Origin of the sequence: Parvimonas sp. oral taxon 393 str. F0440 (genome assembly GCA_000223315.2) — a bacterium.
Classification (GTDB): domain Bacteria; phylum Bacillota; class Clostridia; order Tissierellales; family Peptoniphilaceae; genus Parvimonas.
In genome coordinates this window covers 656,183-670,168 of sequence record AFUS01000004.1, presented here as the reverse complement: position 1 = coordinate 670,168, position 13,986 = coordinate 656,183, and the positions used below count along the sequence as shown (strand labels likewise).

Annotated in this window: 12 protein-coding genes, 1 pseudogene and 1 other annotated feature; all 13 genes and pseudogenes read right to left on the bottom strand. The window is 28.8% G+C overall.

Annotation, left to right across the window (positions count from 1 at the left end):
• Positions 1-4: 4 nt before the first annotated feature.
• On the bottom strand, positions 5-1,222 hold the full coding sequence (locus HMPREF9127_RS04250; protein WP_009448427.1) for an ABC transporter substrate-binding protein: 1,218 nt from the start codon (positions 1,220-1,222) through the stop codon (positions 5-7).
• Positions 1,223-1,232: 10 nt separating this feature from the next.
• Positions 1,233-2,693: a hypothetical protein gene (locus tag HMPREF9127_RS04245; RefSeq protein WP_009448312.1), complete on the bottom strand. Its 1,461-nt coding sequence runs from the start codon at positions 2,691-2,693 to the stop codon at positions 1,233-1,235.
• Positions 2,694-2,802: 109 nt separating this feature from the next.
• Positions 2,803-3,228: an OsmC family protein gene (locus HMPREF9127_RS04240; protein WP_009447771.1), complete on the bottom strand. Its 426-nt coding sequence runs from the start codon at positions 3,226-3,228 to the stop codon at positions 2,803-2,805.
• 2 nt (positions 3,229-3,230) lie between these two features.
• Positions 3,231-4,496 carry a DUF819 family protein gene (locus HMPREF9127_RS04235; RefSeq protein WP_009448004.1) on the bottom strand — a complete coding sequence of 422 codons (1,266 nt, stop codon included), beginning with the start codon at positions 4,494-4,496 and terminating at the stop codon, positions 3,231-3,233.
• A 259-nt stretch (positions 4,497-4,755) separates the two neighbouring features.
• Complete coding sequence (locus HMPREF9127_RS09070) at positions 4,756-4,995, bottom strand: hypothetical protein (protein WP_009448338.1); 240 nt, start codon at positions 4,993-4,995, stop codon at positions 4,756-4,758.
• Positions 4,974-5,303 carry a class I SAM-dependent DNA methyltransferase gene (locus HMPREF9127_RS09065; RefSeq protein ID WP_009447871.1) on the bottom strand — a complete coding sequence of 110 codons (330 nt, stop codon included), beginning with the start codon at positions 5,301-5,303 and terminating at the stop codon, positions 4,974-4,976. The genes HMPREF9127_RS09070 and HMPREF9127_RS09065 overlap by 22 nt, the downstream gene beginning before the upstream one ends.
• Positions 5,304-5,305: 2 nt before the next feature.
• The gene (gene hpt / locus HMPREF9127_RS04225) at positions 5,306-5,827 is read right to left on the bottom strand and encodes a hypoxanthine phosphoribosyltransferase (RefSeq protein ID WP_009448192.1); all 522 of its coding nucleotides are present in this window, start codon (positions 5,825-5,827) and stop codon (positions 5,306-5,308) included.
• Between the two features lie 51 nt (positions 5,828-5,878).
• Positions 5,879-6,004, bottom strand: coding sequence for a hypothetical protein (locus tag HMPREF9127_RS09060; protein ID WP_009448257.1), 126 nt, complete (start codon positions 6,002-6,004; stop codon positions 5,879-5,881).
• 8 nt (positions 6,005-6,012) lie between these two features.
• Positions 6,013-8,675: pseudogene (locus HMPREF9127_RS04220) on the bottom strand (valine--tRNA ligase).
• 48 nt (positions 8,676-8,723) lie between these two features.
• Positions 8,724-8,906 (bottom strand) — a binding site (T-box leader).
• A 246-nt stretch (positions 8,907-9,152) separates the two neighbouring features.
• Positions 9,153-9,716, bottom strand: coding sequence for an alkyl hydroperoxide reductase subunit C (ahpC, locus tag HMPREF9127_RS04215; protein WP_009447951.1), 564 nt, complete (start codon positions 9,714-9,716; stop codon positions 9,153-9,155).
• Positions 9,717-9,821: 105 nt separating this feature from the next.
• Positions 9,822-10,982, bottom strand: a complete 1,161-nt coding sequence (gene grdD / locus HMPREF9127_RS04210) for a glycine/sarcosine/betaine reductase complex component C subunit alpha (RefSeq protein WP_009447995.1) — start codon at positions 10,980-10,982, stop codon at positions 9,822-9,824.
• A gap of 10 nt (positions 10,983-10,992) precedes the next feature.
• Positions 10,993-12,534: a glycine/sarcosine/betaine reductase complex component C subunit beta gene (grdC, locus tag HMPREF9127_RS04205; RefSeq protein WP_009448335.1), complete on the bottom strand. Its 1,542-nt coding sequence runs from the start codon at positions 12,532-12,534 to the stop codon at positions 10,993-10,995.
• A gap of 131 nt (positions 12,535-12,665) precedes the next feature.
• Positions 12,666-13,973 (bottom strand): glycine reductase complex selenoprotein B, encoded by a 1,308-nt coding sequence (gene grdB, locus HMPREF9127_RS04195; protein WP_081446159.1) that lies wholly within the window; start codon positions 13,971-13,973, stop codon positions 12,666-12,668.
• Between the last annotated feature and the right edge of the window lie 13 nt (positions 13,974-13,986).

Genomic DNA, 13,986 nt, shown 5'->3' with positions numbered 1-13,986 from the left:
ACCTCTATTTTAATATTTCTTCATTAAAAATCCTTTCAGATTCTTCCATAACCTTTACTATATCATTATTATGAATATAATCCCAACCACAGAATAAAAATCCATAGTCTTTATTCATCATATTATCTACACCATAAACTGTAGTAGGAAATTTTCCATTTGAAGAAAGTAATTTTCCAACATCTTCATTTCTAAAAAATTCAACAACTTTTTGAGCTTTTTCATTATCCTTTTTAGCCATTATAAACACAGGGCTGACAATTGCACCATCTTTTGGCCAAACAACTTTTAGTGCAGAACTTCTTGATACCATTTGTGTAAAAAAATATGGTGTTATACTAACAAGTGGATTATTTTTTGAATCTCCTTTTTTCTTAACCATTTCTGCAGGATGTAAACTTTTCTTATATATTTTTGCCAATGCCTTGATTCCTTTAATTCCCCATTTTGCATAAATGTTTACAACTAAAGCATTAAACATATCTAAATCAGATAACGGTATCGCTACACTATCAATATAATCTCCGCTAAAAAGTAAATCTTCCCAAGAAGTAGGAATTTTTCTTCCATTAAGATTATTTTCATTCACTAAAAATACACAAGGAACTACTGCAATAATATTGTAGATATTTTTTGGATCTCTTAAACAGATTTTTTCATTATCAAAGTCTTTATTCATCTGCTTATTTTCTATATAAAATTTATCCTCTTCAAAAAATTTCCCAAATTTATCTTTATCAAAAAATAACTCAAAACCTGCTGAAATCATAATATCTGCAACCTTATTAATATCTCCGGAATCAATATCATTTTCAATCCAATCTAAACCTAAATTTGCTGACTTTAGTTCATATCCAATTGTTAAATCTTTCGTCTTTTCATCTTCAACAAATTTATCAAGAGCATCTAGAATAGGAATTTTTAAAGGACATGGTAAAACACCTTTTACAATAACATCCCCTGTTAATGAGTTTTCTTCTTCAAGTGATTTATCAACAGAACTATGTTCGTCATTCAAAAACAAATCTAGCTTTTCTTCGAAAGCAGCTTTATTAATTCCTCTAACTTTTAAAGCCATATTTAAAGAAACCATTTTACCCATTGTTTTTAACATTTTTTCATTTTTTAATTGATCAAAACCATTATTAATAAAAAATTGTAAAAGTTTTTCATTTCCATTTAAAATATTATATAATTTATCATCAAAATTTATTTTATTCATATTTACCTCCTTATAATATATTTATATTACTATATTTTTTACTTATTTTATGTTGCAAATGCAATAAAAAGAAAAAAAATCGAAAATGAATTTCGATTTTATCTTTTTCTTCTATTAATTTTTTATCTTTAAAATACATATTCTTTAAATACAAAACTCCAACCACTTCAGAAATTCCTAATATGATTAATGCATAATTAGTATAAGATTTTGCATCTTTTTCACTAATTCCTTTTACATATTTTTCCTTATAAATTAAGTTTGTAATAAGTTCTAAATTAGACTTTTTTAATGTTATTTCTGAACCGTTTTTAGTATTAATATATTTTGTATTTGAATTTATAATATACTTGTAATCATCATTACCTAAAAATTTATATTTAAAACTTTTAAAATTATCAAAAGTAGAAAGTGAAGAACTTTCTAAATTTAATTTCATTACATTAATATTATTTACAGTTGTAAGAGTCGCTGAAATTGGATATTCAACACTTAATTTTTTTTCAACTTTAGGTTCAATTGAAGTTTCAAAAGTTACAACAATTTGTTTATCTGCAGTTGATTTCAAAACTCCTAAACTGTCATATCCACTACCACCTAAAATTTTATCAAAATTTTCAACAAATATTTCATATAAATTATCCTCTGAAAATCTTTGTCGAACATTTTCAGGAACTTCTCCTAAAAAAATAGTCTTTAAAAAATTTTCAACATTAATTGTTGATTTTTCAATATTTTCTTTATATCCTGAGTTAACTTGTTTATCTCCTAAAAATACCTTTGTTGTTATATTTACATCATTTCCAATTGTATATAAAATAGGAGTTTTGCTTTTACCGCTAAACTCATGCGTTAATATTAAAGTTTTATTATTTTTATTTTCTTCAACTTTGACATCTTCACCACCTGACAAAAACAACTTTGTTTTATCAGTTGAATATTTAATAGTAATCTCATATTTTAAATTTTCTGCATTGCTTGACTCTAAATTAAATTTTCTAAGAGTTCCAACATCTTCTTTTTTAAAATTAACAGGTTCATAAATTGGAGAATCTATATTACTAACTATTTCTTTATAAAATTCACTTCCTGTTGGCGTCTTAAATTTATCATTTAAAAATTTAAAAGAATATGGTACCTCTGCTCCATCTATTTTAATTGAAAAATTACTTAGCTTTTCGATGCTACTATTAAATGTTAATCCCATTTTTAAAGTTGAATTTCCATTATTTGTACTTTTAAGAGTATAATTTGCTTTATATATTCCATCTAATTTATTTTCATTTGAATTTGCATTTGAAAAATCTATTATTGAATCTCCAGTTAATTCTAAATTTTTAGTATCAGATAAATTAAAGGGTTCATAAATTCTATAGTTATCAGTTAAATTACTTCCTTCAGCTTTAGTTATGTAAGAATTGCTCAATAAAAAGCAAAGTAACGTTATCATGAGTAAAAATTTATTTTTCATATTTTCCTCCAGTCCTATATACGAGTATTATACCATTAATAAATACTATTGTAAAGATTAAAACATCTTATAAAAAAATCACAGAATATTTTATCTGTGATTTTTAAATTTATAATAATTCAATTGTATGAAACTGTTTTATATTCTTATCAACAGCTAAATTTACGGTGCATATTTTATTTGCAAGATTAATTACTCTATCAAGTTGATCGATGCTTGCATCTGTTTTCAAAGAATATTTTGTTCTTATTTCTGAATATTCTTGATTTTTAAATGGAGTATCTCCTATATTATCAGTACTTACAACATAAGCTTCAACTTCAATATTTAAATCTTCAAATTTAATTTTATAATACTTTGCAGATTTCATAAAAGTTAAAACCTTACAGCCTGCAAGGGCTCCCATAAACATAGCACCCGGTGACATATATCCGGAATTTATTTCTTTACATTTTAAACTATGTGTTATTATCTCCTGTCCATTACTGGATAAAATCATCTCTCCATTTTTATCTAATCCTATATTACAAATCATAACTAGAACAACTTCAATATGTTACCAATAAATACACCGTAATAGTTACCGATAACATATCCTAAAATACCAACTAACATTGCAGGAACAACTAATTGATTCCAGCCTCTCGCTATAGCAAGTGCAGCAGCTGTTGTTGGGCCACCAATATTAGCATTTGATGCAATACAAACTTCCTCAATTGAAAATTTGAAAATCTTACCGAAAATAAATGAAACAAGCATATTTATAACTACAATAAGAATACAGAATACTAATAACCAAGGTGCTTTCTTTAAAATAATTTCAATTGAAGCAGGTGCTCCGATAGCTCCAAAGAAAATATGAATTAAAAATGTTCCAATTTCTTCGGCACCGGATACCTTAGCTAGAACTTTAGTATAAGTAGCTAAAAGAACAGTAATTGTAGTCATTAACAGATATTTACTACCTATTAAACCAAAGAATAAATCAACTATAAATTTCAATCCTGTACCCATACTATTAGTATCAGGCTTAAATCCTGAAATATATGCACCTAATTCTGTAGAAATTGCAACTATTGCAAATGAAAAAGATACTACTTTTGCAACATCCAACAAAGAAACATCCTTTTTTGACCAAAATTGAGCTGCCTTGTTTTCTCCGGCTGAGCCTAATTTTTCCATTTCATCTTCATAAGGATGAGAATAGTGTTTTCTAAAAAATTTCATTGTAGGAATAATTGTTAAACTCACAAAGTAAATTCCCATAAACAAGTTATCAGCTACAACTGCAGAACCAAGTAATCCTTTATCATCTAAAGGAAATGCATCTGCCATAGCAGTTAAGTTCATACTACCACCGGTATAAGTACCAACCATCATTGCACTTAATTTATAAAGTTCCGGAATAAAGTTTTTTAATAGGAAAAATGCAGCAAATGCTCCTAAAATTGTTCCAAGACCACTAAGTAAATAAATCCATATAAGTCTTCCGGATTCTTTCCAAACTTTCTTCAAGTCCGCTTTAAATAGCAACATAGGAATTGCAAGCGGAACTACCCAACCCCATACTATATCGTATGCTTTTGTATCTTCTGCCGGAATAATTTTAGCATTTGATAAAACCATTGTAAAAGCTAATGCCAAAATACAACCTGTAATTTTACCAGCCCAGCTGTAAGTTTGTTCAAGATAAATACTGAAAGCGGCTATTGCACATAAAATAGCTAATAACACCAATGTATTATCTGTCTTAATAAGTGACCAATATTGTTGTTTTGTCACTTCTTGAGCAAAATATAACATATAAATACCTCCTTAAAAATATATGGAATGCTTTTCACATCCTTCTTTATTATATACTCATCTATTATATTTGTCAAACTCAAATTTTTAAGATATATAGTATTCTATAAGTGTTTTTTCTCTTATTTTTAAAGGTTTCAAAATCTAAAATATCTGAAATTTTAAAATTATTTTTCTCAATTAATTTTAATATATCATTTTCTGAATGGATGTACTGTCTTTGTCTTTCTTTAATTTTTTCATAGATATTTTTTCTTTTTTATAAAAAATCAATTTCAAAATTTATATATTTTTTATAAAGAGAATTTCTCCAAACATAATAAATATCATCTTCTTCAACTACAAATGTATTGTTTCCTAAATATTCTCTAAGTTTATATTCTGAATTCACATCAAACATTAAAATAGAATTCTCATTCATCTGTTTTTTTGCATTTTGTAAGAATAACTCAATTTCATCCAGATTTTTTATATAATTTAAAACATCAAAAAACAACATATTAAATTATATTTTTTATTAGATACAAAGGTTCTTATATCCCCCTTCAGAATATTAACATTATTATAATCTATCAATTTGTTATAAGCGATGGATAACATATTATCTGAAATATCAAATCCATCAACATCAATTTTTCTTTCTAAAAATTGTTCAGTTAAATTCCCGCTACCCATTCCGCATTCTAAAATATTTTTTACATCAATATTATTATCATTACATATTTGTATAACATTAGAGGCAAGTAGATTATAATCTACTTGCCTTTTCATAAGCTCATCATAAATATAAGAAAATTTATCGTACATATTTAATCCTCATAAGAAAAAATGTAAGGAATATTCCTATACTTATTTCCATAGTTAAGACCGTATCCAACTATAAACCAATCTTCAATTTCAAATCCAAAATAATCCGGAACTATATCTACTTCTCTTCTACAAGGTTTATCAAGCATTACACAAGTTTTAACACTTTTTGGATTTTTCTTTAATAGATATTCTTTAATATTTTTTAAAGTATTTCCTGAATCCATAATATCATCCACAATAAGAACATCTTTTCCCTCAATATCTTCTCTAAGATCAGAAATAATATTAACTGTACCTGTTGAAATTTCAGAATGTTCGTAAGATGAAGTTGTTATAAAATCAACTACTATCGGATTGTCTATCTCTCTGACTAAATCCGCAAGAAAAACGAAACTACCCCTCAAAAGACCTATTGCAACTAACTCTTTTTCAGCATAATCTTTAGAAATTTGTTTTCCAAGTTCTTTCACCCTATTTGCAATTTCTTCTCTTGTAAATCTAGTAACCTCTCTTTTGTTCATCAAAATAGTCCCCCTTAGCAATTTTTTTATTATTTTTATTTTTTTCAAATTCTATTTTTTCTTTTCAGTATCCTTAATTTCCTTTAAAATTATCAATATTTTATTTAAAGTATATTGAATACTAACAAGTATTACAATTAAAAAAGTCATAAATATAACATTAAAATCTATATTCATAAAATCACCTAATTATTCTTTATTTTTTCAATACTTGACAATATTTCATCATAAATATTTTGATATTTTTTCAGTTTTTCTCTTTCTTCATTTACAACCTTTTCAGGAGCATTATTAACAAATTTTTCATTTGAAAGCTTAGAAGATGCTCTTTTTATTTCTGATTCATATTTTTGTAAATCTAAATTTAGTTTTTCTAATTCTTTTTCATAATCTACAAGCCCATCTAATGGAATATAAATTTTTTGATTATTACAAATCACAACCATAGAATTTGTAATTTCTTCATCTTTATCCATTACTATAACTTTAGAACAAGAAGCCAAAAATCTATATAAATGTTCTAATGATGAAGTATATTTTTTTGTTACTTCGCTACTTGAAACAAAATACAAGTCGGATTTCTTTGAAGGTGGAATATTTTTTTCGCTTCTCTTATTTCTAATTGCAGTAATTGTTTCTATTAAGTTTTCAACTTCTGTTTCTTCTTCTATAAACATACTATTTTCATTATATACAGGAAAACTTGCATTAATCAATTTTTCATTTACATTAGGCATAAAAGAATAAATTTCTTCTGTTATAAATGGCATAAATGGATGTAATAGTTTTAAAATATTATTTAAAACATAAACTAAAACAGATTTCGCAACTGTTTTTTTGTCAATATTATCTCCATATAATCTAGTTTTAGAAAACTCAATATACCAGTCACAGAACTCATTCCAGATAAAATCATAAATTTTTGCAGAAGCTAATCCAAATTCAAATTTTGTAAGATTCTCTGTTAATTCTTTGATTGTTCTATTCAATCTTGTCAAAATCCATTTATCTTCTATTTCTATCTTACTAAAATCAATTTCATAAGACTCATCATCATTTAAATTCATAAGAACAAATCTAGATGCATTCCACAATTTATTTGCAAAGTTTCTATTAGATTCCACTCTCTTTTCATAGAATCTCATATCATTTCCTGGAGTATTACCGCCAACTAATGTAAATCTTAAAGCATCTGCACCATATTTATCTATTATTTCAATCGGATCAATTCCATTGCCTAAAGACTTACTCATCTTTCTTCCAAGTTCGTCTCTAATTAATCCTGTAAAGTAAACATTCTCAAAAGGAACTTCTTTAAGATTATATAAACTTGAAAATATCATTCTAATAACCCAGAAAAATAAAATATCATAACCAGTAACCAAAGTATTAGTTGGGAAAAAATATTTTAAGTCTTCTGTTTCACTAGGCCATCCTAATGTTGAAAAAGGCCATAAAGCTGAAGAAAACCAAGTATCTAATGTATCTTCATCTCTAACAAAAGTTTTGCCTTCTACTTTTGGTTCTGTTCTACTTACAACAACTTCTCCTGTTTCTCTACAGTAATACACAGGAAGTCTATGTCCCCACCATAATTGACGTGAAATACACCAATCTTTTATATTATCTAACCAATTTATATAAACTTTTCCAAATCGTTCTGGAATAATATTTAACTTTCCATCTAAATAGGCTTGTTTAGCAGGTTTTGCTAAATCTTCCATTTTTACAAACCATTGTTTTGAAATAATTGGCTCTATGATTGTCTTACATCTTTCGCAATGTCCAACAGCATGATTATGTGGTTCTATTTTAATTAAATATCCATTTTCTTGAAGTTCTTTTATGATTTCTTTTCTTGCAATATTTCTATCTAAACCAGAAAACTTACCAAAGCCATCAGCAATCTTACCATCATAATCCATAATTAACTTTTGACCTAAATTATGTCTACTTCCAACTTCAAAGTCATTTGGATCATGAGAAGGTGTAATCTTAACACAACCTGTACCAAATTCCATATCTACATATTCATCTGATATCAAAGGAATTTCAATATTTAAAATAGGTAAAATTAAAGTTTTTCCTACCTTGTCTTTATATCTCTCGTCATCAGGATGAACAGCAACTGCAAGGTCACCTAACATTGTTTCAGGTCTTGTAGTTGCAATCGTTAGATATTCTTCACTATCTTTAAAAAAGTATTTAATATGATAGAAATTTCCATCTTCATCATTATGTTCAACCTCAGCATCAGAAATAGCTGTACCACAATTACAACACCAATTAACTATTCTATCTCCTCTGTAAATTAATCCATCATTATACATTTTTATAAAAACTTCCTCAACTGCTTTAGATAAATTTTCATCTAAAGTAAAAGCATCTCTTGTCCAATCACAAGAAACTCCTAAAGTTTTTAATTGATTTTTAATATTTCCACCATATTTAGCAGTCCAATCCCATGCTTCTTTTAAAAATCCATCTCTACCAAGTATTTCTTTAGAATTTCCATCTTTTTTTATTTTTTCAACAACTTTCGCCTCTGTAGAAATAGATGCATGATCAGTGCCAGGCACCCAAAGTGCTTCAAAACCACACATTCTTTTCCAACGAATTAAGATATCTTGAATCGTATTATTAAGAGCATGACCTAAATGTAAATTACCTGTTACATTTGGAGGTGGCATAACAATTGTATATGGTATTTTATTTGGATTTACTTTAGCAACAAAGTCTTTATCATTTAACCAACTATCATAGATTTTTTTTCAAAATCTTTTGGATTATAATTTTTTCTAAATTTTTCATAATACCTCCTATAAAATAATAATATAGATATAATCATTTTATTTTTATAACAATATTTCATAGTAATAAAAAAACTTCATCCAATAAATAGGACGAAGTTATCGCGGTACCACCTAATTTTCATAAAATGACTCTCTAAATTTATAACGAAATTACCCGTTTTTCAAAGCTAAAAAGCTACCTTCACAAAAAACAAACTGAATTTTTACACCAAACAAATTCTCTCTTAAAATTCCTTTTAAGTTACTCCTCTTTTATATGCCTATATTTAATTTTTTATATTCATAAAAATATTAGATATATTATAACACGAAAATAATTAAATTTCAATAAAATAGTGTCATTAATTTGAATGTTTTCGTATAATTATAATCAAACTATTTCTAAAAAATTAGTATTATATAATAAGAACCCCACCCTTCCATGATGCTTCGCATCAGGTGAGTACCCGGGAACCTTGTTGCTTCGCAATAAAAAAGATCGAAATTAAATTCCGATCTAAAGTAATTTATAATTATAATTTACCTACTAAGTCTAATCCTGGAGTTAAAGTTTCATCACCTGGTTCCCATCTTGCAGGACACACTTTATCACCATGTTTAGCAACAAATTGTGCAGCTTGAACTTTTCTTAATAATTCTTTTGCATTTCTTCCAATACCATTAGCATTTACTTCATAAAGAACTATTTCTCCTTGAGGATTTACAACGAAAGTTCCTCTTAAAGCTTGTCCTTCGCCTTCAATTAATACGCCAAATTGTTCTGAAAGAGCTAAAGCTCTATCTGAAATCATTGGATATTGAATTTTTCTAATAGTTTCAGAAGCATCCCACCAAGCTTTATGAACAAATTCAGAGTCAGTAGATACTGAATAAATTTCACAACCTATTGCTTTAAATTTATCATAGCTTAATGCTAAATCTTCTAATTCAGTTGGACATACAAATGTAAAATCTCCTGGATAAAAGAAGAAAAGACTCCATTTGCCTTCTAAATCTTTGTTTGATACTGTTATTATATCCCCATCATAATATGCAGGAACTTGAAATTCTTCAATTTTTTTTCCAATTAAACTCATTTTAATACCTCCTATATTTGTCTTTTTTACTAAGACATATTTATTATACCACTTTTAAATATTTTCAAACAAAAAAGAGAGTAAAAACTCTCTTTTTATTTTTTATTAAGCAATATAACCTTCTTTTGTTAAGATTTCTTTGGCTTTTTCAAGATTTGCATCATTAACCATTACAACTGGTCCAGTACAACCCATTCCAGTTTTTGCAAATATATTATTTTTCCATAAAGCAACCTTAGCATCTTCAAGTTTAAGAATGTCAATACCACCAATTGTAGCAGTAGCTTGTTCTTCAGCAGGACATTTAACTTCTTCTTCTGGTTCAGCTTTTTTAGCACCAGCAGAAGTTATTTTTTCTAAAATAGCCTTTAAACCAGCTTTGTTTGCTTTTTCAAACTCTTTCTTTGAAACTTCTTTGATATTACCTTTAACTAATTGTCCGGCATAAGTCATTGCGTTAGCAATTACTGGGAAACCTGAAGCTCTTGATACTATAAGAACTAATCTTTCGTATCCTTCACCAATTCCAGGTCCATATCCATAACCCATAGCTTCAAATCCACCACCAGTAGTGTATGATGAGAATACTTTCATCAATAGATTTCCTGTTAAAGTATCATTAACCATAACATCAGGAACTCCTTGTAATAAGTCATTTCCTCTCATTAAAACTCCACCGTCAGCTCTATTAGATTCAGCAAAGTTCATATCATATCCATTTTCTTTTAATTCTTTAAATGCTCTTTCAACTGAAACTGCATTATCAACATTCAAAATTCCAACTGTTGGATTTTGAATTCCTAATGCTTTAGCAACTATAATTCCATAAATACCATTTTTAACCATACCTTCTACTCTATGTGCAGAAGAAGTACCAGTAGTAGTTGCAATAATCATTTCTTTCGCAGCAGCCGGAGTAACAACTCTACCTACAGTAGAAACTCCAATTGGAAAACTATAATGCATTGTAACGCAGCCATCAATTTCTCCACTATCTAAAAGTGATTCCATTTTTTTGTAACCTTCTTCTTCATTTGCAACAACATATTGTTTTAATGAAGTATTAACTTCAGGTCCAATTATACAATATTCAACACTTTTATCTCTTGATTGAGCTAATTCAGCTCCTTTAACAACATTATCTAATCCATGTTCACTGCCTAAAGTTGTAACAGCAATTCTTGGTCTTTTTCCAAATGCTCCAGTTTCTAAACCAGTAGCTATTTCTTCAAAGACATTACCAATTACTTTTTTAATATCAGACATGAAATCACCTCTATTCTTCAATTAAAGAAGATGCAAAATTTCTCATTGCTTCAGCAACTAATTTCTTAACTTCTTCCTTAGAAACTCCAGAGTTGTCTTCTAATTTACCTGAATTTCTTTCTAAAACAATTGATACACCGTCAAATAAGTTAGTCATTCTTCCTAAGAATAAAGAACCTTTACCAATAATCATAGCTCTATTTAGTTCTCCTGTAGTTAAGTCTTCACGACAGAATCCTAAATAAGGAACTCCTGAAGGAATATGTCCTTGTGTTGGAGCCCATCCTTCCATACCATGATTTTCAATAAAACTTGCAATTTCAGCTTTTTCTAATTGTTTTTTCATTACTCCTAATGCACCAATCATCTTGAAGTTTGCGTTTGGAACATCTCCTGCTCCTGCAGGTTTAGTAATATCAGGATTTTGCATTTCTGCTGAATATTTATCAACATCTTTAACTGTTAAATTAGCTTTTTCTAATGGTGCAGTAACTAAAGCAGACATTACAGCTTGTGGTGATGAACCAGTTCCTACTGTATGTCTTCCAACTATATCTGTTCTTAATACAGGGTTAACTCCATCGTTTTCAGAAATTAATGCAGCAAATCCTCCGATACAATCTTCTAGTATTGGTAATCCTTTTTTAAGATGGTCTTTACCATTCATACCCAACTTAGCTGTACATCCTCCAGCAACAATAACAACATTCTTAAATGTTCCAGCATGAACATGGGAAGATGCAGCAATTAAAGTATGAGTTGGAGCAGCACAGAATCCTCTTAAATCAGAACCTGAAGCACTATTAAATCCAGCTAATTCAGCTATAGATTTTGCAAAGTTACCACCACCTCTTTGGTTCATATCTCCGCATGCTTCTTCTGAACATTCAATAATATATTCAACATCATTAGGATCTAAATCATTTTTATCTACTAAATGTAAAGCAGCTAATAATCCAGATGCTTTAGTAACTAAATTTTCTAACATAACATGTGCTGACAAGTTAACATCAACATCATGTGCTCTAGTAACTACACCTACTAATTTATCTTCAAAATATAAACCTTCAGCATGGTTATCCATATGTCCTTCAAGTACAGATTGTTCAACACCTTCTTTTAATCTAGCTACTAATGCTTCACTTACTAATGGGTGTTTTTCCAAATCAGCTTTTACAGATTCAGTAAATTCTTTGTTAAGATAGACCAAATCAAAAGCATCACAAATCTTCATAAGGCCAATGAATTCATTTTCAGGCATTATTTCACCATATTTACCAACTCTTGGAGAATCAGTCAAATATTTTTCTTTATCTGACCAAGGTTGTGGTACAGCCTTTAAATCTTCAGGTCTTTTATTTCCAATATAAACTTGATTTGGTAAATAATTTAATACTTCTTCATATTTTCTAATATGTTTTGGTATTTCTTTTAGATATTCTGAATTAGGATTTAAAGCCTTTTCAGTAGTTTGAGTTGTTCCATTTTGAATTATCATGTCTGGCGCATGAACTAATACGTAAGAAGTTCCTTTTAATACAGGAAAATTCATCTTAATTACCTCCTTTAATATAAAAAACAGATAGCACAGTATGTATTGCATATAAGCCAACTACCCTTACATAATAGAATACCACTAAATTAAAAAGGTGTCAATACCTGACACCTTTTTTTACTTAAAAATTATTCAAATATTGTTTGTCCATCAACTTCAGTTGATAAAGCTTTTAATGCTTTTTTAACAATACCCATTCTTAATGCATATTCTTCTTCATGGCTCAATTTAGGATTACCTAATGGATGAGGAATTGCTATAGCAGGAACAATTCTGTTAGCTCCTACTGTTAATGAAATTGGAGTTACAGTACATACATGTACTACTGGAATTCCAGCTCTCTCAATTTCTTTTACCATCGTTGCACCGCAACGTGTACAAGTACCTCAAGTAGATGTTAATATAACTGCATCTACTCCATCAGCAACCAATTCTTTGCTGTATTTTTCTGCAAATGCTTTTGCAGAAGCTACAGCTGTACCATTTCCTACTGTAGTATAGAAATATCTATGAAGACTTCCAATTTCACCCTTCTTTTCAAGTTCTCTTAAAACATCAACAGGTAAAACTCTATCTGCATCTTGGTTAGCATAAACAGGGTCATAACCACCATGTGCTGTTTCCCATTCGCCTTCTTTAAGATCCATTACACCTTCAATATCATATTTACCATATTTTGAAGCTGATGAAGACTCAATATGATCCGGATTTCCATGTGGAACAATACCACCTGATGTTACCAAAGCAATCTTAGCTTTTGTAATATCTTTAACAGCTGGATTTGGATCTACTCTGTCAAAGTGTGGCATTGGAAATTCTGTTTCGAATTCCTCACCTTTTAACTTTTTAATCATCATATTTACAGCTCTCTTACCACCAAAATCTTCTCTAAATATGTTCTTTCTAACTCCTCTTTCAATGTAACCTTCTTCAGCTGGAGAACCAATTTCTTCTCCTTTAACAAGTTTCATTGCAAGTGGAACCATTTTGCTTACAGCATCTTTCATACCTGCAGCACTATTTTTAGTTGAAACTATATATATGCTCTTTTTGAACATATCTGCACCTGGGTTTTCAATATACATACCAGTTAAAGCCGGAATACCCAATTCATTTTGAACAGCTTCAGTAATTGTACCAGCAGCAACTCCATAACGACCAGCATTAAATGCAGGACCTGCTATGAATAAATCTGGATTATACTTTTTAACCATTTCTAAAACTTCTGCTTTAGCTTGGTCCATATTTTCACCAAAATAGCTGTCTCCGCAGATAACTGTAGCAACTATTTCAGCTTCACCCTTAAAACCGGCATTTAATGCTAAACCAGGTCCAATTTTTTCTTCTCTGACTTCTGGTTTATAATCTGCCTTTTCTTCTCCACCTATACCAGCAAAGAATTGGTTTATATAGTGAACTACTCTTAATTTTTCCACACTAATCACCTCT

Bases quoted from the DNA above. Each gene is read 5' to 3' on its own strand.
- HMPREF9127_RS04250 (WP_009448427.1), bottom strand. From the start codon at position 1,222: ATGAATAAAATAAATTTTGATGATAAATTATATAATATTTTAAATGGA.
- HMPREF9127_RS04245 (WP_009448312.1), bottom strand. From the start codon at position 2,693: ATGAAAAATAAATTTTTACTCATGATAACGTTACTTTGCTTTTTATTG.
- HMPREF9127_RS04240 (WP_009447771.1), bottom strand. From the start codon at position 3,228: ATGATTTGTAATATAGGATTAGATAAAAATGGAGAGATGATTTTATCC.
- HMPREF9127_RS04235 (WP_009448004.1), bottom strand. From the start codon at position 4,496: ATGTTATATTTTGCTCAAGAAGTGACAAAACAACAATATTGGTCACTT.
- HMPREF9127_RS09070 (WP_009448338.1), bottom strand. From the start codon at position 4,995: ATGTTGTTTTTTGATGTTTTAAATTATATAAAAAATCTGGATGAAATT.
- HMPREF9127_RS09065 (WP_009447871.1), bottom strand. From the start codon at position 5,303: ATGTACGATAAATTTTCTTATATTTATGATGAGCTTATGAAAAGGCAA.
- hpt (WP_009448192.1), bottom strand. From the start codon at position 5,827: ATGAACAAAAGAGAGGTTACTAGATTTACAAGAGAAGAAATTGCAAAT.
- HMPREF9127_RS09060 (WP_009448257.1), bottom strand. From the start codon at position 6,004: ATGAATATAGATTTTAATGTTATATTTATGACTTTTTTAATTGTAATA.
- ahpC (WP_009447951.1), bottom strand. From the start codon at position 9,716: ATGAGTTTAATTGGAAAAAAAATTGAAGAATTTCAAGTTCCTGCATAT.
- grdD (WP_009447995.1), bottom strand. From the start codon at position 10,982: ATGTCTGATATTAAAAAAGTAATTGGTAATGTCTTTGAAGAAATAGCT.
- grdC (WP_009448335.1), bottom strand. From the start codon at position 12,534: ATGAATTTTCCTGTATTAAAAGGAACTTCTTACGTATTAGTTCATGCG.